At 73.3% G+C, this 25,165-nt stretch carries 20 protein-coding genes and 1 pseudogene; 16 read left to right on the plus strand and 5 right to left on the minus strand.

Annotated features, from left to right (window positions below):
* The first annotated feature begins 56 nt into the window (after positions 1 to 56).
* The gene (locus ACFOSY_RS18155) at positions 57 to 452 is read left to right on the plus strand and encodes a nuclear transport factor 2 family protein (protein WP_394308015.1); all 396 of its coding nucleotides are present in this window, start codon (positions 57 to 59) and stop codon (positions 450 to 452) included.
* A 185-nt stretch (positions 453 to 637) separates the two neighbouring features.
* Here the strand turns inward: ACFOSY_RS18155 and rpsT are convergent, their stop codons facing one another.
* Entirely contained in the window at positions 638 to 904 is a 267-nt protein-coding gene (rpsT, locus tag ACFOSY_RS18160; RefSeq protein ID WP_006136062.1) for a 30S ribosomal protein S20, read from the minus strand.
* Positions 905 to 1,155: 251 nt separating this feature from the next.
* On the opposite strand from rpsT, the gene lepA reads away from it, so the two are divergent.
* From lepA to hemW, 5 genes are all read left to right on the plus strand, one after another.
* Positions 1,156 to 3,024, plus strand: coding sequence for a translation elongation factor 4 (gene lepA / locus ACFOSY_RS18165; protein WP_394308018.1), 1,869 nt, complete (start codon positions 1,156 to 1,158; stop codon positions 3,022 to 3,024).
* Positions 3,025 to 3,269: 245 nt separating this feature from the next.
* On the plus strand, positions 3,270 to 5,144 hold the full coding sequence (locus ACFOSY_RS18170) for an AMP-dependent synthetase/ligase (protein ID WP_394308020.1): 1,875 nt from the start codon (positions 3,270 to 3,272) through the stop codon (positions 5,142 to 5,144).
* Between the two features lie 105 nt (positions 5,145 to 5,249).
* The gene (locus ACFOSY_RS18175; RefSeq protein ID WP_394308022.1) at positions 5,250 to 6,191 is read left to right on the plus strand and encodes an NADP-dependent oxidoreductase; all 942 of its coding nucleotides are present in this window, start codon (positions 5,250 to 5,252) and stop codon (positions 6,189 to 6,191) included.
* Positions 6,192 to 6,418: 227 nt separating this feature from the next.
* Complete coding sequence (locus tag ACFOSY_RS18180) at positions 6,419 to 8,626, plus strand: SpoIIE family protein phosphatase (protein WP_394308024.1); 2,208 nt, start codon at positions 6,419 to 6,421, stop codon at positions 8,624 to 8,626.
* A gap of 92 nt (positions 8,627 to 8,718) precedes the next feature.
* On the plus strand, positions 8,719 to 9,951 hold the full coding sequence (hemW, locus tag ACFOSY_RS18185) for a radical SAM family heme chaperone HemW (RefSeq protein ID WP_394308026.1): 1,233 nt from the start codon (positions 8,719 to 8,721) through the stop codon (positions 9,949 to 9,951).
* A gap of 165 nt (positions 9,952 to 10,116) precedes the next feature.
* On the opposite strand, the gene ACFOSY_RS18190 is transcribed toward hemW, so the two are convergent.
* A complete protein-coding gene (locus tag ACFOSY_RS18190; RefSeq protein ID WP_394308028.1) occupies positions 10,117 to 10,923 on the minus strand; it encodes a DUF3097 domain-containing protein in 807 nt (268 codons plus the stop codon).
* A 34-nt stretch (positions 10,924 to 10,957) separates the two neighbouring features.
* A complete protein-coding gene (locus ACFOSY_RS18195; RefSeq protein WP_394308030.1) occupies positions 10,958 to 11,686 on the minus strand; it encodes an MBL fold metallo-hydrolase in 729 nt (242 codons plus the stop codon).
* A gap of 162 nt (positions 11,687 to 11,848) precedes the next feature.
* Between ACFOSY_RS18195 and hrcA the strand changes: the two genes are divergently transcribed.
* The 4 genes from hrcA to ACFOSY_RS18215 all read left to right on the plus strand — a co-directional run bounded on the left by hrcA (position 11,849) and on the right by ACFOSY_RS18215 (position 16,153).
* Positions 11,849 to 12,865 carry a heat-inducible transcriptional repressor HrcA gene (gene hrcA / locus ACFOSY_RS18200; protein WP_006136054.1) on the plus strand — a complete coding sequence of 339 codons (1,017 nt, stop codon included), beginning with the start codon at positions 11,849 to 11,851 and terminating at the stop codon, positions 12,863 to 12,865.
* Positions 12,866 to 14,005 (plus strand): molecular chaperone DnaJ, encoded by a 1,140-nt coding sequence (gene dnaJ, locus ACFOSY_RS18205; RefSeq protein WP_006136053.1) that lies wholly within the window; start codon positions 12,866 to 12,868, stop codon positions 14,003 to 14,005.
* Positions 14,006 to 14,342: 337 nt separating this feature from the next.
* The gene (locus tag ACFOSY_RS18210; RefSeq protein ID WP_394308038.1) at positions 14,343 to 15,416 is read left to right on the plus strand and encodes a nitronate monooxygenase; all 1,074 of its coding nucleotides are present in this window, start codon (positions 14,343 to 14,345) and stop codon (positions 15,414 to 15,416) included.
* Complete coding sequence (locus ACFOSY_RS18215) at positions 15,413 to 16,153, plus strand: 16S rRNA (uracil(1498)-N(3))-methyltransferase (RefSeq protein WP_394308041.1); 741 nt, start codon at positions 15,413 to 15,415, stop codon at positions 16,151 to 16,153. Before ACFOSY_RS18210 ends, ACFOSY_RS18215 begins: the two co-directional genes overlap by 4 nt.
* Positions 16,154 to 16,162: 9 nt before the next feature.
* Here ACFOSY_RS18215 and ACFOSY_RS18220 read toward each other — a convergent pair whose 3' ends face one another.
* Positions 16,163 to 16,543, minus strand: coding sequence for a hypothetical protein (locus ACFOSY_RS18220; protein WP_394308042.1), 381 nt, complete (start codon positions 16,541 to 16,543; stop codon positions 16,163 to 16,165).
* A gap of 70 nt (positions 16,544 to 16,613) precedes the next feature.
* Between ACFOSY_RS18220 and ACFOSY_RS18225 the strand changes: the two genes are divergently transcribed.
* The 5 genes and pseudogenes from ACFOSY_RS18225 to ACFOSY_RS18245 all read left to right on the plus strand — a co-directional run.
* Entirely contained in the window at positions 16,614 to 17,165 is a 552-nt protein-coding gene (locus ACFOSY_RS18225; RefSeq protein WP_394308045.1) for a hypothetical protein, read from the plus strand.
* A gap of 109 nt (positions 17,166 to 17,274) precedes the next feature.
* Positions 17,275 to 20,418, plus strand: a complete 3,144-nt coding sequence (locus tag ACFOSY_RS18230; protein WP_394308960.1) for a S41 family peptidase — start codon at positions 17,275 to 17,277, stop codon at positions 20,416 to 20,418.
* An 81-nt stretch (positions 20,419 to 20,499) separates the two neighbouring features.
* Positions 20,500 to 20,853, plus strand: a complete 354-nt coding sequence (locus ACFOSY_RS18235) for a histidine triad nucleotide-binding protein (RefSeq protein WP_394308047.1) — start codon at positions 20,500 to 20,502, stop codon at positions 20,851 to 20,853.
* 6 nt (positions 20,854 to 20,859) lie between these two features.
* A complete protein-coding gene (locus ACFOSY_RS18240; protein WP_394308049.1) occupies positions 20,860 to 21,765 on the plus strand; it encodes a ribonuclease Z in 906 nt (301 codons plus the stop codon).
* Between the two features lie 88 nt (positions 21,766 to 21,853).
* Positions 21,854 to 22,018 (plus strand): annotated as a pseudogene (locus ACFOSY_RS18245) (AraC family transcriptional regulator); the annotation flags it as partial.
* A 66-nt stretch (positions 22,019 to 22,084) separates the two neighbouring features.
* On the opposite strand, the gene ACFOSY_RS18250 reads toward ACFOSY_RS18245, so the two are convergent.
* Positions 22,085 to 23,431, minus strand: coding sequence for an MFS transporter (locus tag ACFOSY_RS18250; protein ID WP_394308051.1), 1,347 nt, complete (start codon positions 23,429 to 23,431; stop codon positions 22,085 to 22,087).
* A gap of 395 nt (positions 23,432 to 23,826) precedes the next feature.
* Between ACFOSY_RS18250 and ACFOSY_RS18255 the strand changes: the two genes are divergently transcribed.
* Complete coding sequence (locus tag ACFOSY_RS18255) at positions 23,827 to 25,134, plus strand: glucarate dehydratase family protein (RefSeq protein ID WP_394308053.1); 1,308 nt, start codon at positions 23,827 to 23,829, stop codon at positions 25,132 to 25,134.
* Positions 25,135 to 25,165: the final 31 nt, after the last annotated feature.

The raw sequence follows: 25,165 nt of genomic DNA on the forward strand, positions 1-25,165 counted from the left end.
AGAGGACAATCGGACCTGTCAGCCCAGGCCGCCAGGTACGAGAGGTGGCGAGCGACATGGCTGAACATCCGAACGCGCAACTGGTCCGCAAGGGGTACGACGCCTTCACGCGCGGGGACATGGACACCCTGCGCGGCCTCATGGCGGCCGACGCCACGCACCATGTGCCCGGGACCGGGATCCTGTCGGGCGACTTCAAGGGACATGACGCGATCCTCGACATGTACCGGCGGCTCGGTGAGGAGACCGACGGGACGTTCAGGGTCGAGCTGCGGCAGGTCCTCGTCGACGGCAGGGGGCACGCCGTGACACTGCACCACTTCACGGCGGACCGGCGGGGCCGGCACGTGGACGAGGACGGAGGCATCGTCTTCCGGATCGTCGGGGACAAGATCACCGACCTCGACGAATGCGCCGCGGACCTCGACGTGGTGAACGACTTCTGGTCGTAGCGCCGGGTGCGCGAAGGCCCCGCCCCCCACCCTGGGGAAGGGTGAGGAGGACGGGGCCTTCGGTTGAAGCTGTCGAGCCCGTACCCGCGTGGCGAACGCAGGCCGCGTACGGGCTCCGGTGTGTCGGCCGGGGGCGGATGAGAGAGGGCCCGCCCGGGTCCCGCCGACGGTCAGATCAGGGTGGTTCAGCCCTTGACGGCCGCGACCTTGCGAGCCAGCGCCGACTTCTTGTTGGCGGCCTGGTTCTTGTGGATGACGCCCTTCGAGACGGCCTTGTCGAGCTGGCGCGCAGCGGCGCGCTGGTACTCGGTGGCCTTCTCGGCGTCACCCGCGGCGGCGGCCTCACGGGCCTTGCGGATCGCGGTCTTCAGAGAGGACTTGACGGCCTTGTTGCGCAGCCGGGCCTTCTCGTTGGTCTTGTTCCGCTTGATCTGGGACTTGATGTTCGCCACGAATGAGCCTCTACAGGTTCTGGCACGGGCCGTGCGCTGACGCACGGCTTCGCACCGGGTGATTTCTTGGGGTGTGCCTCGCGCTGAGAGGGCATGAGACACAGCCCCCTACACTACCAGCGGGCCATTCCGTGGCCCAAACCCGTCCCCGGTCGCCACCCGTGGGACCATGGAGGCTACGTATCGATCCGACCCGAGACCGCAGACGGACAAGCACACGTATGCGGACGCCTCAAGAATCAGGACCCTGCGTGCCCGCGATCCCCAGCCATGTGCCCGAGCCGAGCCGTACCGACCCGGCGCTGATCCGCAATTTCTGCATCATCGCGCACATCGACCACGGCAAGTCCACGCTCGCCGACCGGATGCTCCAGCTGACCGGTGTGGTCGAGCAGCGGCAGATGCGCGCTCAGTACCTCGACCGCATGGACATCGAGCGCGAGCGCGGCATCACGATCAAGTCCCAGGCGGTGCGTCTGCCGTGGGCCCCGACCCACGACAAGAGCAAGACGCACATCCTCAACATGATCGACACCCCGGGGCACGTCGACTTCACGTACGAGGTCTCCCGGTCGCTCGCCGCGTGCGAGGGGACCATCCTCCTCGTCGACGCCGCCCAGGGCATCGAGGCGCAGACCCTCGCCAACCTGTACCTGGCGATGGAGAACGACCTGACGATCATCCCGGTGCTGAACAAGATCGACCTGCCGGCCGCGCAGCCGGAGAAGTTCGCCGAGGAGCTGGCGAACCTGGTCGGCTGTGAGCCCGACGACGTGCTGAAGGTGTCCGCGAAGACCGGTATCGGCGTCGAGGCGCTGCTGGACCGCGTGGTCGCCGACATCCCGGCGCCGGTCGGCGTCGCCGACGCCCCCGCCCGCGCGATGATCTTCGACTCGGTCTACGACTCCTACCGCGGTGTCGTGACGTACGTCCGTGTCATCGACGGGCAGCTCAACAAGCGTGAGCGGATCCGGATGATGTCCACCGGCGCCACGCACGAGCTGCTGGAGATCGGCACCAACTCGCCGGAGATGCTCTCCGCCGACGGCCTCGGCGTCGGCGAGGTGGGCTACCTGATCACCGGTGTGAAGGACGTCCGCCAGTCGAAGGTCGGCGACACGGTCACCAGCCAGTCCAAGGGCGCAACGGAGGCCCTCGGCGGCTACAAGGACCCCAAGCCGATGGTGTTCTCCGGGCTGTACCCGCTGGACGGCTCGGACTATCCGGAGCTGCGCGAGGCCCTGGACAAGCTCCAGCTCAACGACGCCGCCCTGGTCTACGAGCCGGAGACCTCCGCCGCGCTCGGCTTCGGCTTCCGCGTCGGCTTCCTCGGCCTGCTGCACCTGGACGTCATCCGCGAGCGGCTGGAGCGCGAGTTCGGGCTCGACCTGATCGCCACCGCGCCGAACGTGGTCTACCGCGTGGTCATGGAGGACGGCAGCGAGCACACCGTCACCAACCCGAGCGAGTTCCCCGAGGGCAAGATCGACGAGGTGTACGAGCCGGTCGTGCGGGCCACGATCCTCGCGCCCAGCGAGTTCATCGGCTCGATCATGGAGCTGTGCCAGAACCGGCGCGGCGTCATGCTCGGCATGGACTACCTCTCCGAGGACCGGGTGGAGATCCGCTACACCCTGCCGCTCGCCGAGATCGTCTTCGACTTCTTCGACCAGCTGAAGTCCAAGACCCGCGGTTACGCCTCCCTCGACTACGAGCCCACCGGCGAGCAGACGTCCAGCCTGGTCAAGGTGGACATCCTGCTGCACGGCGACAAGGTGGACGCGTTCTCCGCGATCACCCACAAGGACGCGGCGTACGCGTACGGGGTGCGGCTCGTCGCCAAGCTGCGCGAACTCATCCCGCGCCAGGCCTTCGAGGTGCCCATCCAGGCGGCCATCGGCTCCCGCGTCATCGCCCGCGAGACCATCCGCGCCATCCGCAAGGACGTCCTCGCCAAGTGCTACGGCGGTGACATCTCCCGTAAGCGGAAGCTGCTGGAGAAGCAGAAGGAAGGCAAGAAGCGGATGAAGATGGTGGGTTCCGTGGAGGTTCCGCAGGAGGCCTTCATCGCCGTCCTCTCCAGCGACGAGAACGCGGGTTCCGGCAAGGCCAAGAAGTAGCCGAAGGTTACCGGGGGTCACTCCGCGAACCGGGCGAATCGGGGCCCGTCGCACCTGTGTGCGGCGGGCCTCGCGCGTTCCTCACGTGCCCGTCTGTGTGAAGTTACAGGCCGTGACCCCTTACGCGGTGGCCGGTCGACCTTTACTCTGTCCGTGCTCGATAGTTACTCGCGAGTTAAACAACGTCGCGTGGAAACCCCAGCCGCACTGAGCCAGCCGCACCGTCGCGGGCCCCGGAGGATGTCGTGAGCGACACACAGACACTGATCGAGAACCGTCCGCCGAGCGTGGCGAGCCTCTTCCTGGAGCGTGTGGCGGCCACACCGGACGCCGAGGCCTACCGCTACCCGGTCCCGCCGGCCTCCGGCGAGGGCCCGGACGACTGGAAGTCGCTGACCTGGGCCGAGGCCGCCGAGCGCGTCCACTCCATCGCGGCCGGCCTGATCGAACTGGGCGTGCGCCCGGAGGAGCGGGTCGCCCTCGCCTCCGCCACCCGGGTCGAGTGGATCCTCACCGACCTCGGCATCCTCTGCGCAGGCGCCGCCACCACCACGATCTACCCGCAGACCAACGCCGAGGAGTCGGCGTACATCCTCTCCGACTCGCAGAGCCGGGTGCTGATCGCGGAGAACGCCGAGCAGGTCGCCAAGGCCGTCGCCAAGCGTGACGCGCTGCCCGAGCTGACCCGCGTGGTGGTGGTCGACGCGGAGGGCGTCGACACCGACGACTTCGTCATCACCCTGGCCGAGCTGGAGATGCGCGGCGCCGCCCGCCTCCTGAAGGAACCGGAGCTGATCAAGGAGCGGGTCGCGGCCCTCACCAAGGACCAGCTCGCCACCCTCATCTACACCTCCGGCACCACCGGCCGCCCCAAGGGCGTGCGCCTGCCGCACGACAACTGGTCGTACATGGCCAAGGCGATCGCCGCGACCGGCCTGGTCAGCGGGGACGACGTGCAGTACCTGTGGCTGCCGCTGGCGCACGTCTTCGGCAAGGTGCTCACCTCCGGCCAGATCGAGGTCGGCCACGTCACCGCGGTCGACGGCCGCGTCGACAAGATCATCGACAATCTGCCGGTGGTCCGGCCCACCTACATGGCCGCCGTGCCGCGCATCTTCGAGAAGGTCTACAACGGCGTGGCCGCCAAGGCGAAGGCCGGCGGCGGCGCCAAGTACAAGATCTTCCAGTGGGCCGCGGGCGTCGCCCGCGAGTACGCCAAGGTCACCCAGGACAACTTCCGCCGCACCGGCAGCGCGACCGCCCCCGCCGGACTGCGCACCAAGTACGCCCTCGCCGACAAGCTCGTCTACGCCAAGATCCGCGAGGCCTTCGGCGGCAACCTCCGCGCCTGCGTCTCCGGCTCCGCCGCCCTCGCCCCCGAGATCGGCTACTTCTTCGCCGGCGCCGGCATCCACATCCTCGAGGGCTACGGCCTCACCGAGTCCTCCGCGGCCTCCTTCGTCAACCCCGGCGAGGCCTACCGCACCGGCACCGTCGGCAAGCCGCTGCCCGGCACCGAGGTCCGTATCGCCGACGACGGCGAGATCCTGCTGCGCGGCCCCGGCATCATGCAGGGCTACCACAACCTCCCCGACAAGACCGCCGAGGTCCTGGAGGAGGACGGCTGGTTCCACACCGGCGACATCGGCGAGCTGTCCGCCGACGGCTACCTGCGCATCACCGACCGCAAGAAGGACCTGATCAAGACCTCCGGCGGCAAGTACATCGCGCCCGCCGAGGTCGAGGGACAGTTCAAGGCGGTCTGCCCGTACGTCTCCAACATCCTCGTCCACGGCGCCGACCGGAACTACTGCACCGCCCTCATCGCCCTCGACGAGGCCGCCCTCACCGCCTGGGCGGCCGAGAACGGCCTGGAGGGCAAGCCGTACGCGGAGATCGTCGCCGCGCCCGCCACGGTCGAGATGGTCGACGGCTACGTCAAGCAGCTCAACGAGGGTCTCCAGCGCTGGCAGACCATCAAGAAGTTCCGCCTGCTGCCGCGAGACCTCGACGTGGAGCACGGCGAGATCACCCCGAGCCTGAAGCTCAAGCGCCCGGTGGTGGAGCGCGAGTACAAGCACCTCATCGAGGAGATGTACGAGGGCACGCGCGAGAAGTGACACCCCGTCGGCCGGGAGACCCCGTCCCCCGGCCGACGCCGTCCCTCCGCTTCCCGTGGCCGTTTCCGGGAATGCGGACGCGGGCCGGCGCGGTTGCCTCCCGCCATGAAGGCAATCGGATTGAGCACCTACGGCGGTCCCGGCGTTCTGCGGGAGCTGGACCTCCCCACCCCTGAGGCGGGACCCGGCGAGGTCCGCATCAGGGTGCACGCCGCGGCCGTGAACCCCACCGACGCCATGCTCCGCACCGGCGTCTACGCCGCCCGGACGACGGACGTCCCGCCCCCGTACGTGCCCGGCATGGACGCGGCCGGCGTGATCGACCAGCTCGGCCCCGGCGCCGACGGCCGGCTGAGCGTGGGGCAACGGGTCGTCGCCCTCGCCGTGCCCACCGGCGCGCGCGGCGCCTACGCCGAACAGATCGTCGTGCCCGCGGAGTCCGTCGTCCCCGCGCCCGCCGGGACCGGCCACGCCGAGGCGTCCACCCTCCTGATGAACGCCGCCACCGCCCGGCTGGCCCTGGACACCCTGGCGCTGCCGAAGGGCGCGACCGTCGCCGTGACCGGCGCGGCGGGCGCCGTCGGCGGCTACACCGTCGAACTCGCCAAGGCGGACGGCCTGACCGTCGTGGCGGACGCCGCCCCGCACGACCGCGACCTGGTGCGCGGCTTCGGCGCCGATCACGTCGTCGACCGGGGCGCGGACGTGGCCGCCCGCATCCGGGAACTGGCGCCCGACGGCGTGCCCGGCCTGGTGGACGGCTCCGACCAGCGTGAGGAGGCCGTCCCCGCGGTCGCGGACGGCGGCGCCCTCGTCGCGCTGCGCGGCTGGCAGGGCCCCGCGGAAGGCGGCGTCACGGTGGCCCCGGTCTTCGTGGCGAGCGTCCGGGGCGACACCGCCCTGCTGGACGGCCTGCGGCGGCAGGCCGAGGAGGGTGTGCTGTCCCTGCGCGTCGCCAAGGTCCTGCCCGCCTCCGACGCGGTCGAGGCGCACCGTCTGCTCGAGGCCGGTGGTCTGCGCGGGCGGCTGGTCCTCGACTTCTCCTGAGGCGCTTGTCGACGGGCCCGCCCCGGGGTCGGTGCGGGCCCGTCCCTTCGCGTCCCGCGATGACCGAAAACGAGCGGCTGTGACGTGGTTCCTGACCGAACCTGTAGCACTGTTCCCCCGACAAGCGATCCACTTTCGTGACTCCACGCTTAGGGGCGGGTTCGTTCTGTCACCCTGTCGGCAAGCGATCGAGGCTCTATTCGTACGAACTGCCCGGGGAGCTGCCCATGCGGGCCATTCCGACCCAACGGGAGACCACCTCGTGCGCCCCCGACCCGCGGGGGAGCACGCGGGTGGAGGCCACGCTGTCCGGAAGTCCCCTCGCGCCGGGCTCCGCACGCGCGCTGCTGCGCAAGACGCTCACCGAGTGGGCGCAGACCTCGGCCGACGGCGCCGACCTCCTCACCGGCCGGGTCGGCGACGACGCCGCCCTGGTCGCCAGCGAGCTGGTCACCAACGCGGTCGTGCACGCCGGCACCGACGTGCGGCTGACCTGCCGGCTGGAGGAGGACTCGGGGGCGCTCGTCGTCGAGGTCGCCGACCGGCACCCCTCCCGCGCGCCGCGCGACGACGCCGCGGAGGCGCCGGCGCACGACACCCCCGAGTACGGGCGCGGCCTGCGCCTGGTCGCCGCGCTCGCCGAGTCCTGGGGCGTCACCTACCGCGCCGGCAGCAAGACCGTGTGGGCGCGGCTGCCGACGCGCGGGGAGGCGCCCGCCGACCCGGCCGCCGCGTACGCGGGGGAGCGCGCCCCGGCGCGGGACCTGCGCGCCGCCGCCCTCCTCGCGTCCGACCCGCTCGATCCCCTCACCCCGCGCACCGGTCTCCGTGACGGCCCTCGGGACGGCCCCCGGGACGCCTGGCGGGCCGCCTCCTACGGCGACGACTGGCTGGCCCGCCGCCCCGGACGCGACGGGGCCTGGCTGGGCCGGGGCGCGCTGTCCTTCCTGGCCGAGGCGTCCGACCTGCTCGCCGGACAGCTGGACGAGGACCTCGTCGCCTCGCTCACCGGCCAGCTGATCGTGCCGCGGCTCGCCGACTGGTGCGCGGTCTGGCTGGAGGACGAGGCCACCGCGCACGGCGGCCGGCCCGGCGCGGGGGGCCGTCTCGCCCGCGTCTGGCACGCCAGCGAGCATCTGGTGGAGGACCTGAGCCGGGCGCTCGAACGCACCCCGCCGCCCCAGGCCGACGACCCGCTCGGCACCGGGCCGGTGCCGTATCCGTGGCCTCGGGCCATCGGCGCGGAGGGCGAGGGCGCGGATGCGCCGGGGCGCGCGGACGCCTCGCACCGGCCTGGGCGCGAGCGTGGCACCTCGGCTGAGGACGAGGGCGGGACGGCGGCCGCCGTGTCCTGGCACGCCGACGGGTCGGATCACCCCGTGTCCGGGGGCGTCGACGGGCAGGCGTGCGCCGTGTCCGGAGACACCGGCGCACCGTCGGCCGGGGAGGCGGACGGGCCCGCCCTCGCACCGCCCGGGACCGCGCTCGCGTACCGCCTCGTCGCCGGGGGCCGCCCGCTCGGCACGCTGGTGATCGGGCGCGGCGGCATCGACCACTTCCCCGACGAGATCACCGGTCTTGTCGAGGACCTCGGACGACGGGTCGCGCTCGCCATCGGGGCCGCCCGGCAGTACGCCCGCCAGGCCACCATCAGCGCCGTGCTCCAGCGGGGCCTGCTGCCCAGCGCCGTCGCCGAGATCCCCGGCGTGCGCAGCGCCCTCGTCCACGAACCGTGCGACAAGGGCGGCCCCAGCGGCGACTTCTACGACCTCTTCCCGGCCGGCCACGGACGCTGGTGCTTCGCGATCGGCGACGTCCAGGGCAAGGGCCCCGAGGCGGCCGTCGTCATCGGCCTGGTCCGCCCCTGGCTGCGGCTGCTGGCCCGCGAGGGCCACCGGGTCGCCGACGTCCTCGACCGGCTCAACCAGCTCCTCCTCGACGACGCCACCGAGGCGGCGGACGCGGCGGCCCGCGCGCTGGTGGCGGCCGGGGCACGGCCCACCGCCCCCGGCGACGGCCCCCAGACCCGCTTCCTGTCCCTGCTGTACGGCGAGCTGGCGCCCTTCGAGGGCGGCGTGCGCTGCACCCTCGCCTCCGCCGGCCACCCCCTGCCCCTGCTCCTCGACCCCGAGGGCGGCGTGCGGGCCGTCGCCCAGCCGCAGACGCTGCTGGGGGTCGTCGAGGACGCCGGGTACACCAGTGAGACCTTCGAGATGTACTCCGGCGACACCCTGCTCTGTGTCACCGACGGGGTCACCGAGCGGCGCTCCGGGTCGCGGCAGTTCGACGACGGTGACGGGCTGGCCCGGGCGCTGGCGGGCTGCGCCGGGATGGGGGCAGGGGCCATAGCGGACCGGATCACGCAGCTCGTGCACGAGTTCGATCAACGGCCCCCGGCGGACGACATGGCCCTGCTGGTGCTCCAGGCGGAATGACGCGAGGGGCGGCCGACGGGCCCCCGACGGGCAACCGGCGGGGACCCGGGCGGCGCGGAGGGATACGGCCCGCGTGCGGGACAATGGAGCACATGCCTTCCGCACTCCCCGACGGCGAGCCCGTCCCCGCCGACGGCGCGCTGCCCGCGTCCGCGCTCGCCGGGGCGGCCGACCGCCCCCTCGGGTTCTACCTGCACGTCCCCTACTGCGCCACCCGCTGCGGCTACTGCGACTTCAACACCTACACCGCGACCGAGCTGCGCGGCACCGGAGGCGTGCTCGCCTCCCGCGACAACTACGCCGAGACCCTCGTCGACGAGATCCGGCTGGCCCGCAAGGTGCTCGGCGACGACCCGCGCCCGGTGCGCACGGTGTTCGTCGGCGGAGGCACGCCCACCCTGCTCGCCGCGGGCGACCTGGTGCGGATGCTGGGCGCGATCCGCGAGGAGTTCGGTCTCGCACCGGACGCCGAGGTCACCACGGAGGCCAACCCGGAGTCCGTCGACCCCGCCTACCTGGCCGAGCTGCGGGCCGGCGGCTTCAACCGGATCTCCTTCGGCATGCAGAGCGCCCGGCAGCACGTGCTGAAGGTCCTCGACCGCACCCACACCCCCGGCCGGCCCGAGGCGTGCGTCGCCGAGGCCCGCGCGGCCGGCTTCGACCACGTCAACCTCGACCTGATCTACGGCACGCCGGGGGAGTCGGACGACGACTGGCGCGCCTCGCTCGACGCGGCGATCGGCGCGGGGCCCGACCATGTCAGCGCGTACGCGCTGATCGTCGAGGAGGGCACGCAGCTGGCCCGCCGGATCCGGCGGGGCGAGGTGCCGATGACGGACGACGACGTCCACGCCGACCGGTACCTGATCGCCGAGGAGCGGCTGTCCGAGGCGGGGTTCTCCTGGTACGAGGTGTCCAACTGGGCGACCTCGGAGGGGGGTCGTTGTCTGCACAACGAGCTGTACTGGCGGGGCGCCGACTGGTGGGGGGCGGGGCCCGGGGCGCACTCGCACGTGGGTGGGGTGCGGTGGTGGAACGTGAAGCATCCGGGGGCGTATGCGGGGGCGCTGGCGGAGGGGAGGTCGCCGGGGGCGGGGCGGGAGGTTCTGTCGGACGAGGACCGGCGGGTCGAGCGGATTCTGCTGGAGCTGCGGCTTCTGGACGGGGTGCCGTTGGAGTTGCTGCGGGCGGAGGGGCTTGCCGCTGCGCGGCGGGCGTTGTCGGACGGGTTGCTCCGTCCGGAGCCCTTCGCGGAGGGCCGCGCGGCACTCACCCTGCGGGGGCGGCTGCTGGCCGACGCGGTCGTGCGTGACCTGGTCGACTGACCGGAAGTTGGTTCGCCCCCGCCGCCCCTTCCCGTCCCGACCCCGGGGCTCCGCCCCGGACCCCGCTCCTCAAACGCCGGAGGGGCTGATTTCAGCCCGTCCGGCGTTTGAGGACGAGGCCCGCCAGGGCCGACAAGGGGGGTCTGGGGGCGCAGCCCCCAGCTGTTACGACGGAGCCGTCACGAAGTCGATGAGCTCCTCGACCCTCCCCAGCAGCTGCGGCTCAAGATCCTTGTACGAGTGGACGGAGTCCAGGATCCGCCGCCACGCCTCCCCCGTGTTGGCGACCCGCCACCCCAGCGCCTCGCACACCCCCGTCTTCCAGTCCCGCCCCCGCGGCACCCGCGGCCATGCCTCGATCCCCACCGACGCCGGCTTCACGGCCTCCCAGACGTCGATGTACGGATGCCCGACCACCAACGCGTGCTCGCTCGTCACCGCCTGCGCGATCCGCCACTCCTTGGTGCCCGGCACCAGGTGGTCCACCAGCACGCCCAGCCGCGCGTCCGGCCCGGGCGCGAAGGACTCCACGATCGACGGGAGGTCGTCCACGCCCTCCAGGTACTCCACCACCACGCCCTCGACGCGCAGGTCGTCGCCCCACACCTTCTCGACCAGCTCGGCGTCGTGCCGGCCCTCGACGTAGATGCGCCCCGCGCGGGCGACCCGGGCCCGCGCGCCGGGGACGGCGACCGAGCCGGACGCCGTGCGGGCGGGGCGGGCCGGGCCCGAGGAGGGGCGGACCAGTGTGACCACGCGGCCCTCCAGCAGGAATCCGCGCGGCTCCAGCGGGAACACCCGGTGCTTGCCGAAGCGGTCCTCCAGGGTCACCGTGCCGGCCTCGCAGCGGATCACGGCGCCGCAGAAACCGGTGCCGGGCTCCTCCACCACGAGGCCCGGCTCGGCCGCCACCTCGGGGACGGACTGCGGCTTCTTCCACGGAGGGGTCAGATCGGCGGAGTACTGGCGCATTCTGCCGACGATACGAGGAACGCGCCCGCGGTGATCACTCCGACACGCCGAACCGGGCGGCCAGCGCGTCCCGTTGGGCCCGTACGAACGCCGCGTCGACCACCGCGCCGTGACCGGGGACGTACACCGCGTCCTCGCCGCCCAGCCGCAGCAGCCGGTCCAGCGCGTCCGGCCAGCGGGACGGCACGGCGTCCGGGCCCGCCTGCGGATCGTCCGACTCCTCGACCAGGTCGCCGCAGAACACCACCTCCGGGTCGCCGGGCACCAGCACCACCAGGTCGTACGCGGTGTGGCCCGGACCCACGTTGGCCAGCAGCACCTGGCGGCCGCCGCCCAGGTCCAGCGTCCACTCGCCCGACACCGCGTGCCGGGGCGGGGCCAGCGCCGCCACGGCCTCGTCGGCCGCCGCCGGGTCGAGACCCCAGCGCACCGCGTCCGCGCGCAGTTCCTCCCGCCCCCGCCCGGCGAGCGCCATGTCCAGGCCGACCGCGCCGTACACCTCCGCGCCCGCGAACGCCGGCGCCCCGAGGATGTGGTCGAAGTGGGGATGGGTGAGCGCGAGATGCGTCACACGGCGGCCGGTCAGCTCCCGCGCCTCGGTCCGCAACCGCGCGCCCTCGGCCAGCCCGGAGCCCGCGTCGACGGCCAGGACGCCGTCCGCGCCCACCACGAGCCCCGCCGTGCAGTCCCACCCCGGCAGCCGGCGCCGGCCCACCCCCGGCGCCAGTTGCTCCCATCCCGACTCTTCCCAAGTCACGGTCATGACCGGGACGCTAGCGGGGACGACGGCGCCCGGCACCACGGCACGGACCGGCCTTGCCGACGGCGTACCCCCCGGCCGTACACTGGGCCGGGGAAGTCTGGCACTCGCGTGCGAAGAGTGCCAGGGTCGTTACCGGGCGGAAGACAGCTGGAGGTGTGCGCGATGCTCAGTGAACGCAGGCTCCAGGTGTTGCGCGCGATCGTCCAGGACTACGTGGGCACCGAGGAGCCCGTCGGCTCCAAGGCGCTCACCGAACGGCACAACCTCGGCGTCTCCCCGGCCACCGTGCGCAACGACATGGCGGCGCTGGAGGAGGAGGGCTTCATCGCCCAGCCGCACACCAGCGCCGGGCGCATCCCCACCGACAAGGGCTACCGGCTGTTCGTCGACAAGCTGGCCGGCGTCAAGCCGATGAGCCCGCCCGAGCGGCGGGCCATCCAGAACTTCCTCGAGGGCGCGGTCGACCTCGACGACGTCGTGGCCCGCACGGTGCGGCTGCTCGCGCAGCTCACCCGGCAGGTCGCCGTGGTGCAGTACCCCTCGCTGACCCGCTCGACGGTGCGGCACGTGGAGCTGCTGTCGCTCGCCCCGGCGCGGCTGATGCTGGTGCTGATCACCGACACCGGCCGGGTCGAGCAGCGCATGGTCGACTGCCCGGCCCCGTTCGGCGAGGCCTCCCTGGCCGACCTGCGGGCGCGGCTCAACAGCCGGGTCGCGGGCCGCCGGTTCGCCGATGTGCCGAGTCTGGTGGAGGACCTGCCGGAGGCCTTCGACACCGACGACCGCGGTACGGTCTCCACGGTGCTCTCCACTCTCCTGGAGACGCTCGTCGAGGAGAACGAGGAGCGGCTGATGATCGGCGGTACCGCCAACCTCACCCGCTTCGGCCACGACTTCCCCCTCACGATCCGGCCCGTCCTGGAGGCGCTGGAGGAGCAGGTCGTGCTCCTCAAGCTGCTCGGCGAGGCGAAGGATCCGGGTGTGACCGTACGGATCGGTCACGAGAACGCCCACGAAGGACTCAACTCCACGTCCGTCGTGTCGGTCGGCTACGGTTCGGGCGGCGAGGCTGTCGCCAAGCTCGGCGTGGTCGGACCGACCCGCATGGACTACCCCGGAACGATGGGAGCGGTACGCGCAGTGGCACGGTACGTCGGACAGATCCTGGCGGAGTCATAGGTGGCCACGGACTACTACGCCGTACTCGGCGTACGCCGCGACGCGTCGCAGGAAGAGATCAAGAAGGCCTTCCGGCGGCTCGCCCGCGAGCTGCATCCGGACGTCAATCCGGATCCGAAGACCCAGGAGCGGTTCAAGGAGATCAACGCCGCCTACGAGGTGCTGTCGGACCCGCAGAAGAAGCAGGTCTACGACCTCGGCGGCGACCCCCTCTCGCAGTCCGGCGGCGCCGGCGGCGCGGGCGGCTTCGGGGCCGGGGGCTTCGGCAACTTCTCCGACATCATGGACGCGTTCTTCGGCACGGCGTCGCAGCGCGGACCGCGCTCGCGCACCCGCCGCGGCCAGGACGCCATGATCCGCATCGAGGTGGAGCTGGACGAGGCCGCGTTCGGCACGACCAAGGACATCCAGGTCGACACGGCGGTCGTCTGCACCACGTGCAGCGGCGAGGGCGCCGCGCCCGGCACGACCGCGCAGACCTGCGACATGTGCCGCGGCCGCGGTGAGGTCTCGCAGGTCACCCGGTCCTTCCTGGGCCAGGTCATGACCTCGCGCCCCTGCCCGCAGTGCCAGGGCTTCGGCACGGTCGTGCCCACGCCCTGCCCGGAGTGCGCGGGCGACGGCCGGGTGCGCTCCCGGCGCACGCTCACCGTCAAGATCCCGGCCGGTGTCGACAACGGCACGCGCATCCAGCTGGCCGGCGAGGGCGAGGTCGGCCCCGGCGGCGGTCCCGCCGGCGACCTGTACGTGGAGATCCACGAACTGCCCCACCCGATGTTCCAGCGGCGCGGGGACGACCTGCACTGCACGGTCACCCTCCCGATGACCGCGGCGGCGCTCGGCACCAAGGTGCCGCTGGAGACGCTGGACGGCATGGAGGAGGTCGACATCCGGCCCGGCACCCAGTCCGGGCAGTCGATCCCGCTGCACGGCCGGGGCGTCACCCACCTGCGCGGCGGCGGCCGGGGCGACCTCGTCGTCCACGTCGAGGTGCAGACCCCGACCAAGCTGGACCCGGAGCAGGAACGCCTGCTCCGCGAGCTGGCCAAGCTCCGCGGCGAGGAACGGCCCACGGGGCAGTTCCAGCCGGGGCAGCAGGGGTTGTTCTCGCGGTTGAAGGACGCGTTCAACGGGCGGTGAGGGGTGCCTGCCGGGCGCTGGGTGTTGCTGCTGGGGGTCCGGGGGTCGTCCCCCGGGTGGGCACAGTCGGCCGGGGCAGCAGGGGCTGTTCTCGCGGTTGAAGGACGCGTTCAACGGGCGGTGAGGGGTGCCTGCCGGGCGCCGGGTGTTGCTGCTGGGGGTCCGGGGGTCGTCCCCCGGGTGGGTACAGTCGGCCGGGGCAGCAGGGGCTGTTCTCGCGGTTGAAGGACGCGTTCAACGGGCGGTGAGGGGTGCTCGCCGGGCCCGGCGAAAAGTGGCTTATGCCAAGGGGAAGGGCCAATTCGGAGTTGGTCGGGGGACGTGACAACATGCGGTCATGTCCTCCGTACTGACCGATCTCTTCCCGCACCCGATCGTGCAGGCGCCCATGGCGGGCGGCGTCTCGGTGCCGCAGCTCGCCGCCGCCGTGTCCGACGCGGGCGGGCTCGGTTTCCTGGCCGCCGGGTACAAGACCGCGGACGGGATGTACCAGGAGATCAAGCAGCTGCGGGGACTCACCTCCCGCCCCTTCGGCGTCAACCTCTTCCTTCCCCAGCCGGAGACCGCCGACCCGGCCGCCGTCGACGTCTACGCCCACCAGCTGGCCGGCGAGGCCTCCTGGTACGAGACCGAGCTGGGCGACCCCGACAGCGGCCGCGACGACGGCTACGACGCCAAGCTCGCCGTGCTGCTCGACAACCCCGTGCCGGTCGTGTCGTTCCACTTCGGCGTGCCCGCCCGCGAGGTGATCGACTCGCTGCACCGCGTCGGCACCCTCACCTTCGTCACCGCCACGACCGCCGAGGAGGCCCGCGCCGTGGAACGGGCCGGCGCGGACGTGGTGATCGCCCAGGGTGTGGAGGCCGGAGGACACCAGGGCACCCACCGGGACCTCCCCGAGACGGACGGCGGCGGCGTCGGACTGCTGTCCCTGGTCGCCCAGGTCCGCGAGTCCGTCGGCATCCCGGTCGTCGCCGCCGGCGGCATCATGCGCGGCGGCCAGATCGCCGCCGTGTGCGCGGCCGGCGCGAGCGCGGCCCAGCTCGGCACCGCCTTCGTCGCCGCCCACGAGTCCGGCGCGCACGCCCTCCACAAACAGGCCCTGACCAGCCCCCTCCACCCCCGCACCGAGCTGACCCGCGCCTTCACCGGCCGCCCGGCGCGCGCCCTGGTCAACCGCTTCCTGCGCGAGCACGGCCCGTACGCCCCCGCCGCCTACCCGGAGGTGCACCACCTCACCGCGCCGCTGCGCAAGGCCGCCGCCAAGGCGGGGGACGCGCAGGGGCTCGCGATGTGGGCGGGGCAGGGCCACCGGATGGCCCGCGAACTGCCCGCCGGCCAGCTGGTGGAGGTCCTGATGGCCGAACTGGCCGCCGCCCGGACAGCGTTGTCGGCCGGAGGTGCCCGATGACCGCCCCCGTCTTCGTCGTCGACCACTTCGACACCCACGGCACCGGCCGCCACGTCCTCGACGGGCCCGAGGGCCGGCACGCCGTCGCCGTGAAGCGGCTGCGGGCCGGCGAGGAGGTCGTCCTCACCGACGGCGCGGGCCGCTGGGCCGCCGGCGAGGTGGACGGCACCGAGGGCAAGGACCGGCTGATCGTCCGGCTCGGCGAGGTCGTCGAGGAGCCGGCGCAGACGCCCCGGCTGACCGTCGTGCAGGCGCTGCCCAAGGGCGACCGGGGCGAACTGGCCGTGGAGACCATGACCGAGGTCGGCGTCGACGCGATCGTGCCGTGGTCCGCCTCGCGCTGCATCACGCAGTGGAAGGGTGAGCGGGGCGCCAAGTCCCTCGCCAAGTGGCGGGCCACCGCACGGGAGGCGGGCAAGCAGTCGCGCCGGGTGCGGTTCCCGGTCGTCGCGGACGCGGCGACGAGCAAGGGGGTTGCCTCACTTCTGGCCGAAGCGGAGTTCGCGGCGGTGCTGCACGAGAGCGCCACCGAACCCCTCGCGAGCGCCGAACTCCCCGCCTCCGGCGAGATCGTGCTGGTCGTCGGCCCCGAAGGGGGCATCTCCCCGGACGAGTTGGAGCTCTTCGCGCAGGCCGGCGCCAAGCCCTACCGCCTGGGCCGCAGCGTCCTGCGCACCTCCACCGCCGGCACCGCGGCGACGGCCGTACTCCTGGCCCGCACGGGCCGCTGGTCCTGACGTCCCAGGTCAGCCGTCCGCCGCACGGCGGGCGGCGACCTGCGGGAACAGGTCCCAGCCGTCCAGCTCCGCGGGTCCGTGGAGCAGCCCGCGCCGGCCGGCCTCGTCGGCGAAGGCCCGTACGACGCCGGGCTCGTGCAGGTTGAGCGCCGCGCTCCCTCCGAGGGCCACGGCCCCCGAGGGCAGGAAGCCGTCGGGGACGAAGCGCCCCTCGCCGCCCCGGAACACCAGACGGACCGTCGCCGTCGTCCCCTCCCTGGTCAGGGAGAGCACCTCCGCGCAAGGCCCGTCGGTCCGGTGCCGATGACGCACCGACCACAGGTGGACGACCGTTCCGCCCACGGCGTCGTCGTCCATGACGAGCTTTCTGACCCCGCGTCCGCTGCGCACCGGGCCAGGGTAGTGCGAGTGGCCGTATGCGCTCTACCGTCGCGCCTGCGACGGTGGCAGTCTGCCGTGCATGGGGGCGTTGAACAGAATCCCGCGCGCGATGCGCGCCCGGCGGCGGCAGGTGGTCGCCGTCGGCTTCGCCGTGGCCGCCGTCGTCGGCGTGACCGCCTGCGACGGCGGCAGTCTCGGGTCCGCGGCCGTGGCGATCACCACCGACGGGACCGTGACCAAGGAGCTCAACCGGCAGAAGGACAAGGTCCGCTGGCTCACCTGCAACGCGTCCTTCGGCGACCGTGACGGCTCCTCCGCCTCGCCGCGCTCGCGGGCGACCGCCGCCTCGGTCGACTGCGAGGGCGAGACCGAGAGCGGCAAGGAGATCACCGTCACCGGCCGGGTCACCCATGCCGTCAACAACGCCTGTGTGCGCGGGGACATCACCGCGAAGGTGGACGGCCGGCAGGTGTTCCACGTCGAGGGACTGGGCGACTGCGACTCCAAGAGCCCGCCCCGCGTGGGCGAACCGACGCAGGGCGGCGGTCCGCGGCCCACCGTCACCGTGACCGTCACGACGACGGTGTGGTGCGACCAGTACCCGTCCTGTCGCCCCGTCGAGGGCAAGTGATCGGAACCCCTGGCCGGACCGCACGCGCCCCCCATAGGGTGATCGGGTGACACAGCCTGCATCGGTCGCATCCAGCGCATACCTCCGTTTCCCGCACCTGCACGGCGAGTTGGTCGCCTTCACCGCCGAGGACGACGTGTGGCTCGCCCCGCTCGACGGCGGCCGCGCCTGGCGGGTCAGCGCGGACAACGTCCCGGTGAACCATCCCCGGATCTCCCCGGACGGCGCCACCGTCGCCTGGACCTCCACCCGCGACGGCGCCCCCGAGGTGCACGTCGCGCCCGTCGACGGGGGCCCCACCCGGCGGCTCACCCACTGGGGCAGCATCAAGACCCAGGTCCGCGGCTGGACCGCGGACGGCCGGGTCCTCGCCCTGAGCACGTACGGCCAGGCCAGCCTGCGCCGCACCTGGGCGCGCGCCGTACCGCTCGACGGCGGACCCGCCGACACCCTGCCGTACGGGCCGGTCGGCGACGTCGCCGCGGGCCCGCACACGGTGCTGCTGTCCGCGACGATGGGCCGCGAGGCCGCCGCTTGGAAGCGCTACCGGGGCGGCACCGCGGGCAAGTTGTGGATCGACCGCGAGGGCGACGGCGAGTTCGTCCGGCTGCACGAGGACCTCGACGGGAACATCGAGTACCCGTTGTGGGTGGGGGACAGGATCGCGTTCCTCTCCGACCACGAGGGCACCGGAGCCCTGTACTCCTCCTTCGCCGACGGCTCCGACCTGCGCCGCCACACACCGCTCGAGGGGTTCTACGCCCGGCACGCGGCCACCGACGGCTCCCGCGTCGTCTGGTCCAGCGCGGGCGAGCTGTGGATCCTCGACGACCTCGACGGCGCCGAGCCGCGCCGCCTCGACGTCCGGCTCGGCGGGCAGCGTGTCGACCTCCAGCCGTTCCCGGTGAACGCGGCCCGCTGGTTCGGCTCCGCGTCCCCCGACCACACCGCGCGCGGCAGCGCCGTCTGCGTGCGCGGCACCGTCCACTGGGTCACCCACCGCTCCGGCCCCGCCCGCGCCCTCGCCGCCACCCCCGGCGTCCGGGCCCGGCGCCCGCGCACCTTCCGCGCGGACGGCGAGGAATGGGTGGTGTGGGTGACGGACGCCGAGGGCGACGACGCCCTGGAGTTCGCCCCCGCCACCGGACCGGCCCCCGGCGCCACCCCGCGCCGCCTGGCCGCCGGGCAGCTCGGCCGGGTCGTGGAGCTGGCGATGGCCCCCGACGGCAGCCGCGCCGCGATCGCCTCGCACGACGGCCGCGTCCTGCTCGTCGAGCGGGAGACCGGCGAGGTCCGCGAGATCGACCGCAGCGAGGACGGCGACGTCTCCGGGCTGGTCTTCTCGCCCGACTCCGGCTGGCTCGCCTGGTCCCACCCCGGCCCGCGCCCGCTCAGCCAGATCAAGCTCGCCAACACCACCGACCTGTCGGTCACCGAGGCGACCCCGCTGCGCTTCCAGGACTACGCGCCCGCCTTCACCCTCGACGGCAAGCACCTCGCGTTCCTGTCCACCCGCTCCTTCGACCCGGTCTACGACGAGCACGTCTTCGACCTGGCCTTCGTCGAGGGCGTCCGGCCGTACCTGATCACGCTCGCGGCGACCACCCCGTCGCCGTTCGGGCCGCAGCGGCACGGCCGGCCCTTCGAGACGCCGGACCGGGAGGAGACCCCCGACAGCGAGGGCACCCCCACCACCCGCATCGACCTCGACGGGCTGGCCGACCGCATCGTGCCGTTCCCGGTCGAGGCCGCCCGCTACAGCAACCTGCGCGCCGCCAAGGACGGCGTGCTGTGGCTGCGCCACCCGGTGCGCGGCGTGCTCGGCGCGTCCCGGGCCACGCCCGACGACCCGGACCCCAAGACCGACCTGGAGCGCTACGACCTAGCCCAGCAGCGCATCGAGCACCTCGCCGTGGACGCCGACCACTTCGAGGTCAGCGGCGACGGCAAGCGGGTGCTGCTGTGGACCGACGGGCGGCTGAAGGTCGTGCCCAGCGACCGGCGCGCCTCCTCCGACGACGACAGCGACAGCAACATCACCGTCGACCTGGGCCGGGTCCGGCAGTTCGTCGACCCGGCCGCCGAGTGGCGGCAGATGTTCGACGAGAACGGCCGCATCATGCGGGACAACTTCTGGCGTCCCGACATGAGCGGCGTCGACTGGGACGGGGTCCTGGACCGCTACCGGCCCGTGCTCGACCGGCTCGCCACCCACGACGACCTGGTGGACCTGCTGTGGGAGGTGCACGGCGAACTCGGCACCTCGCACGCCTACGTCACCCCCCGCGGCGGCTTCGGCGGCGGTGCCCGGCAGGGACTCCTCGGCGCGGACATCTCCCGGCACGAGGACGGCAGCTGGCGGGTGGACCGCATCCTGCCCGCCGAGACCTCCGACCCGGAGGCCCGCTCACCGCTCGCCGCGCCCGGTGTCGCGATCCGGCCCGGCGACGCGATCGTCGCCGTCGCCGGACAGCCCGTCGACCCGGTGACCGGACCCGGGCCGCTGCTGGTCGGCACGGCGGGCAAGCCCGTCGAGCTGACCGTGTCACCGGCCGGCGGGGGAGAGCCGCGGCACGCCGTCGTCGTACCGCTCGCCGACGAGGAGCCGCTGCGCTACCACGCCTGGGTCGCCGACCGGCGGGCGTACGTCCTTGAGAAGTCCGGCGGCCGGCTCGGCTACATCCACGTCCCCGACATGCAGGCGCCCGGCTGGGCGCAGATCCACCGCGACCTGCGGGTGGAGGTGCTGCGCGAGGGCCTGGTCGTGGACGTGCGGGAGAACCGCGGCGGCCACACCTCGCAGCTCGTGGTGGAGAAGCTGGCCCGGCGCATCGTCGGCTGGGACCTGCCGCGCGGCATGCGCGCCGAGAGTTACCCGCGCGACGCGCCCCGGGGACCCGTCGTCGCCGTCGCCAACGAGTTCTCCGGATCCGACGGCGACATCGTCAACGCGGCGATCAAGGCGCTCGGCATCGGCCCCGTCGTCGGCACCCGCACCTGGGGCGGCGTCATCGGCATCGACAGCCGCTACCGGCTCGTCGACGGCACGCTGGTCACCCAGCCCAAGTACGCCTTCTGGCTGGAGGGCTACGGCTGGGACGTCGAGAACCACGGGGTCGACCCGGACGTCGAGGTCGTCCAGCGCCCGCAGGACCACGCAGCCGGGCGTGACGTCCAGCTCGACGAGGCGGTGCGGCTGGCGCTCGAGGCGCTGGAGACGGCCCCGGCGAAGACGCCGCCGGCGCTGTCGTGACCGCGGGCGGGCGGCACGACGGCCCGCTGGCCGATCGGTAGCATGCCCCTGTAGTGAAGATCACCGGGTCGAGGAGGGCGTATGGCAGGGGAACCTCAGGACGACTGTCTGTTCTGCAAGATCGTCGCGGGCACCATCCCGGCGACGATCGTGCGGGAGACGGACACGACCGTCGCGTTCCGTGACATCAACCCCCAGGCGCCCACCCACGTCCTGGTGATCCCGAAGGCACACCACAAGGACGCCGCCGCCCTCGCCGCCGAGGCGCCCGCACTCGCCGCGGACGTGCTGCGCGAGACCCAGGCCGTCGCCGACCAGGAGAAGCTGGAGAGCTACCGCATCGTGTTCAACACGGGCAGCGGCGCCGGCCAGACCGTGTGGCACGCGCACGCCCACGTGCTGGGCGGGCGCGGTCTCGAGTGGCCCCCCGGATAGGCCGCGTTGTCCGTCCGTGAACTGGTGGTGCTCGGCACCGCCAGCCAGGTCCCGACCCGGCACCGCAACCACAACGGCTACCTGCTGCGCTGGGACGGCGAGGGCATCCTGTTCGACCCCGGCGAGGGCACCCAGCGGCAGATGCTGCGCGCCGGGGTCGCCGCCCACGACATCGGCCGGATCTGCGTCACCCACTTCCACGGCGACCACTCCCTGGGGCTCGCCGGGGTGATCCAGCGGATCAACCTCGACAAGGTGCCGCACCCGGTGAGCGCGCACTACCCGCGCTCCGGGCAGCGGTTCTTCGACCGGCTGCGGTACGCGACCGCCTACCGGGAGACCGTCGCCCTCCTCGAGGCCCCCGTCGACACCGACGGCCCGCTCGTGCGCACCGCCGGCTACACGCTGGAGGCGCGCCGGCTCTCCCACCCCGTCGAGGCGTACGGCTACCGGCTGGTCGAGCCCGACGGCCGCCGCATGCTGCCCGACCGGCTCGCCGCGCACGGCATCAAGGGGCCGGACGTCGGCCGCCTCCAGCGCGAGGGCTCCCTGAACGGCATCGCCCTGGAGGACGTCAGCGAGGTCCGGCGCGGACAGCGGTTCGCGTTCGTCATGGACACCCGGCTCTGCGACGGCGTGTACGCGCTGGCCGAGGGCTGCGACATGCTGGTGATCGAGTCGACCTTCCTGGACGAGGACGAGGAACTGGCGGTCGAGTTCGGGCACCTGACCGCGGGCCAGGCGGCGAGGGTCGCCCGCGAGGCGGGCGTCCGCCACCTGGTCCTCACCCACTTCAGCCAGCGTTACCCGGACCCGGAGGAATTCGAACGCCAGGCCCGCGCGGCAGGCTACGAGGCCGAGCTGACGGTGGCCCGCGACCTGGACCGCGTGCCCCTCCCGAAACGCCGCTGACGCGACTGGCTCCCGCCGGGGCGGTCGCGCCCGTCGGGTCAGGTGTGGAGTGCGTGGCCGGTGGTCGCGTGGACGTGGTCCGCGTCTCGTCGCTCTGGCGTGCCGGCTGATCGAGCGAGGGGAGTCCCGCTTCGAGATGGTCGCGCGACGCAGCGGGCTCGGCACCGCCGCCGGCCTGCGCACGCTGATGCGCCGCGAGACGGGCATCACGCCGTCGGCGTACCGGCGCCGGTTCGGGCCGGAGGCGAGCTGACGGAGCGCGGCTTCCGGCGGGGATCTCCGTGACCGCGCCCCTCGCACCCCGCCCGGCGCCCGCGTGTCACATCCCGCCCGGCGCCCGCGTGGCCGCGGCCGTGTCGTACGCCCCCTGTGCGGCGGCCGGCGTGCCGTCGAGCGGGATCTCGACGACCGACTGCTCGGGCGCGCCGACCTCCGGTACGGCACCGGACGGCGTTCCCGTCGTCGCCGCGACGACGGCCGCCGGGTGTCCGCCCCGCCGCCGTACGGCCCCCGGCAGCAGCGGCCGTCCGCCCGTGTGCAGCGCGACCCCGGTCATCGGCACCGCGACGAGCAGCAGCCCCACCGCGAGCACCGCCCCCATCACGGGGAACCCGGCCTGCGCCGACAGCACGCTCCCGGTGAGCGGCCCCGCCGCGGTCCCGAGCGACGAGGCCGACCCCACCAGCACCGCCCACCGGCCCCGCGGGTCCAGCGACGCGGCCAGCCCGATCAGGTACGACAGCACCACCGGGTAGAACGTGTTCCAGGCGATCTCGCCGCCCGCGAAACTCCCCAGCCCGGTCGCGGAGGCGCTCAGCGCGATGCAGCCGGCGATGAGGACCGTGCCGCCGCCGATGGGCAGCGCCCGCCCGAGCCGCGAGCCGAGCGCGCCCGCGCCCAGCACGCCCAGCAGCCCCGCGCCCAGCGCGACCGCGAAGACCACACCTACGGTCGGCTCGGACAGCTGCGCCTGGCCGACGCCGATGCGGCCGCTGACCCCCCACAGCGCGTTCTGCGCCAGGGACCACAGCAGCATCGCCCCGGCCAGCACCATGCCGGAACGCCGGTGCGGCAGTCGGCCGCCGATGCCGTGGGCCTCAGTTGTCTCCGCCGCCTCCGCCGCCGGCCCGGACGTGCCGCCCGGCAGCCGGGAGGTCAGCGGCCACACCGCGAGCGCGGTCAGGGCGATGGCGGCGAGGGTGAGCCCGTGCCCGGGCAGGTGCGGCACCGTCAGATAGACGGCGCCGGCCAGCGCGGACACGCTCAGCAGGCCCAGGGTGGAGGCCCGGTGCGGGTCCTTCTCGGCGGCGATCCGGGTCGCGGCGACCGTGGTGGCCGTGCCCGAGCCGAAGCCGCCGACGACGGCGCCGGCGAGGACGGCCGGGACGGAGGTGGTGAGGGCGGCCCCGCCGTAGCCGACCGCGGCGAGGACGAGACCCAGCCGGGCCAGCGTCCGCGCCCCGGTCCGCTCGACGCGGGAGGCCAGCAGGAACCCGGCCGTGGCCGAGCTGAGCAGCAGCAGACTGCCGACGGCCCCCGCCTGGGTGGCCGTCAGATCCAGGCCGCGTTCCAGCCGGCCGACGGTGGTCGGCAGCAGATACGGGGCGAGGTACCCGGCCGTGAAAAGGGCGACGAGGGGCCAGGGGGTGGTGCGAGGGGCGTACACGGGCGTTCCCAGGGCGTGCGAAAGGGACGGTGCGAAAAAGGAGGTGGTGGGGGCGACGGCCGTCGACGGACGAGAACGCGCGGGCAATTTGTATCAAGCGGGGGCAGGGCAACGGGAGCGGGGAAGGTGTGATCTAAGTCACTCTTGTGTTTGGTGGGTTCGCGGGGCGGGTAGCAGCGCACTTTTCGCCCCCCGACGGGCCACGGACACCCCCGGCCGACCCCATTGACGCTCCTGGTTCACCCCTCTAGCCTTCGTTCTCATACGTGGATGCCGTTTACATAGGGAGATGAACGAGCTACGGCGACGGGGACACCTCCGACCGGCCGCCGCGCGGCTTCCACGTGCCGTTCCTCGAACTGCGCGCCCGGACCCGACCTCGTAGGAGCCGCCCTGTGACCGCATCCACCTCCCACGGCCTGACCGTCACCGAGGTCCGCCTCACCCCGGTCCTGGTCGCCGACCCGCCCCTGCTCAACACCCAGGGCGTGCACCAGCCGTACACCCCCCGGCTGATCGTGGAGGTGGTCACCGCCGACGGCGTCACCGGGCTCGGCGAGACGTACGGCGACACCAAGTACCTGGAGCTGGCCCGCCCGCTCGCCGACCGGCTCGTCGGACACCGCGTCGACGACCTGAACCGGCTGTTCGCCGAGGCCGACCAGGTCGCCGTCGACGCCGCCCGCGTCTCCGGGCAGGTCGACGTCGGCGGACTGCGCGGCGTGCAGACCGCCGACAAGCTGCGGCTGTCCGTGCTCTCCGCCCTGGAGGTCGCCTGCCTGGACGCCCTCGGCAAGAGCCTCGGCCTGCCCGTGCACGCCCTGCTCGGCGGCAAGGTGCGCGACGCCGTCGAGTACAGCGCGTACCTGTTCTACAAGTGGGCCGAGCACCCCGAGGGCGTGCCGGCGGAGAAGGACGACTGGGGCGCGGCCCTCGACCCGGCGGGCGTCGTCGAGCAGGCCCGCCGCTTCACGGAGCGGTACGGCTTCACCTCGTTCAAGCTCAAGGGCGGCGTCTTCCCGCCCGAGGAGGAGATCGCCGCCGTCCGCGCGCTCGCCGCCGCCTTCCCCGGCCACCCGCTGCGCCTCGACCCCAACGGCGCCTGGTCGGTCGAGACCTCGCTGAAGGTGGCGCGGGAGCTCGCCGACGTCCTGGAGTACCTGGAGGACCCCACGCTCGGCACGCCCGCCATGGCCGAGGTCTCCGCCGGCACCGAGGTGCCGCTCGCCACCAACATGTGCGTGACGACGTTCGCCGAGATCAAGGAGGCGTTCACCCGGGACGCCGTGCAGGTGGTGCTCTCCGACCACCACTACTGGGGCGGACTGCGCAACACCCGGCACCTCGCGGCGATCTGCCGCACCTTCGGCGTGGGCGTCTCCATGCACTCCAACACCCACCTCGGCATCAGCCTCGCCGCGATGACGCATGTCGCGTCCACCGTGCCCAACCTGCACCACGCCTGCGACTCCCACTACCCCTGGCAGTCCGAGGACGTCCTCACCGAACGGACCGCCTTCGAGGGCGGCACCGTACGGGTGTCCGACGCGCCGGGCCTGGGCGTGGAACTCGACCGCGACCGGCTGGCGTTCCTGCACCGGCGGTGGCTGGACGACGACGGCACGCTGCGCGACCGCGACGACGCGGCGGCCATGCGGATCGCCGACCCGGCCTGGACGCAGCCGGCCGTGCCCCGTTGGTGACTCCCCCTGTCGGTGCGGTGGTGCACACTGG

Source organism: Streptomyces lusitanus (assembly GCF_042647945.1).
In the GTDB taxonomy this organism is placed as follows: domain Bacteria; phylum Actinomycetota; class Actinomycetes; order Streptomycetales; family Streptomycetaceae; genus Streptomyces; species Streptomyces pseudogriseolus.

Bases quoted from the DNA above. Each gene is read 5' to 3' on its own strand.
- ACFOSY_RS18155 (WP_394308015.1), top strand. From the start codon at position 57: ATGGCTGAACATCCGAACGCGCAACTGGTCCGCAAGGGGTACGACGCC.
- ACFOSY_RS18175 (WP_394308022.1), top strand. From the start codon at position 5,250: ATGAAGGCAATCGGATTGAGCACCTACGGCGGTCCCGGCGTTCTGCGG.
- ACFOSY_RS18180 (WP_394308024.1), top strand. From the start codon at position 6,419: ATGCGGGCCATTCCGACCCAACGGGAGACCACCTCGTGCGCCCCCGAC.
- hemW (WP_394308026.1), top strand. From the start codon at position 8,719: ATGCCTTCCGCACTCCCCGACGGCGAGCCCGTCCCCGCCGACGGCGCG.
- ACFOSY_RS18190 (WP_394308028.1), bottom strand. From the start codon at position 10,923: ATGCGCCAGTACTCCGCCGATCTGACCCCTCCGTGGAAGAAGCCGCAG.
- ACFOSY_RS18195 (WP_394308030.1), bottom strand. From the start codon at position 11,686: ATGACCGTGACTTGGGAAGAGTCGGGATGGGAGCAACTGGCGCCGGGG.
- hrcA (WP_006136054.1), top strand. From the start codon at position 11,849: ATGCTCAGTGAACGCAGGCTCCAGGTGTTGCGCGCGATCGTCCAGGAC.
- ACFOSY_RS18210 (WP_394308038.1), top strand. From the start codon at position 14,343: ATGTCCTCCGTACTGACCGATCTCTTCCCGCACCCGATCGTGCAGGCG.
- ACFOSY_RS18215 (WP_394308041.1), top strand. From the start codon at position 15,413: ATGACCGCCCCCGTCTTCGTCGTCGACCACTTCGACACCCACGGCACC.
- ACFOSY_RS18225 (WP_394308045.1), top strand. From the start codon at position 16,614: ATGGGGGCGTTGAACAGAATCCCGCGCGCGATGCGCGCCCGGCGGCGG.
- ACFOSY_RS18235 (WP_394308047.1), top strand. From the start codon at position 20,500: ATGGCAGGGGAACCTCAGGACGACTGTCTGTTCTGCAAGATCGTCGCG.